This window comes from Paenibacillus sp. OT2-17 (assembly GCF_009827695.1).
In the GTDB taxonomy this organism is placed as follows: Bacteria; Bacillota; Bacilli; order Paenibacillales; family Paenibacillaceae; genus Paenibacillus; species Paenibacillus polymyxa_B.
This window is the reverse complement of sequence record NZ_WUDQ01001005.1, coordinates 1-687: the sequence shown is the minus strand read 5'-3', so window position 1 is coordinate 687 and position 687 is coordinate 1. Positions and strand designations below refer to the sequence as shown.

Here is a 687-nt window from a genome sequence, read left to right as displayed (position 1 = left end):
CGGATCGGTAGGTGGTCCGGAATATAAGCATGATTTTTTCACACAAAAGGGACATTCCTCACAGGTTTGTTCTTTTTTTATGTCTCAATCCAGTTAATCCATAGACTGAAACTATGATTCACTACATAAAATAGCATTAGAATTTATGAATTAGATGATATAAAATCAAATCATAAGGAATGATCGTACTAAATAACATCTCGATATTCCCAAAAGTGAAAAAAATCACATATGAGAATGCTTTAATGGAAGCTTGAACATGAAATTTGTAAACTCGCAAGGAGGAAGAACAATGAACCACTATCCTGCTATCTTTGAACCTCTAACCATACGACGCATGACCTTGAAAAATCGGATTGTTATGCCCCCGATGGGAACTAACTTTGCTGCCATGGACGGAAGCTTTGTTCAGGATCATATTGACTATTACGTGCAACGGGCCAAAGGTGGTACCGGCTTGATAACAGTAGAAAATGTTTGTCTGGATTTCCCGATGGGTACAAACGGAACAACCCAGTTGCGTATGGATAACGACCAGTTTATTCCCGGACTGTTTAGATTAACAGAAGCCCTGCACTCTTATGGAGCCTGTGTTTCTGTACAAATTAACCATGCGGGTGCTTCGGCTTATGCGGGACGACTGAACGGAGTTCAGCCTGTATCTTCTTCGAATATTCCTTCTAAAAA

At 39.9% G+C, this 687-nt stretch carries 1 protein-coding gene; it reads left to right on the top strand.

Annotated features, from left to right (window positions below):
- Positions 1 to 292: 292 nt before the first annotated feature.
- The coding region (locus GRP75_RS28735; RefSeq protein ID WP_483311136.1) for an oxidoreductase at positions 293 to 687 on the top strand (395 nt) is incomplete at its 3' end.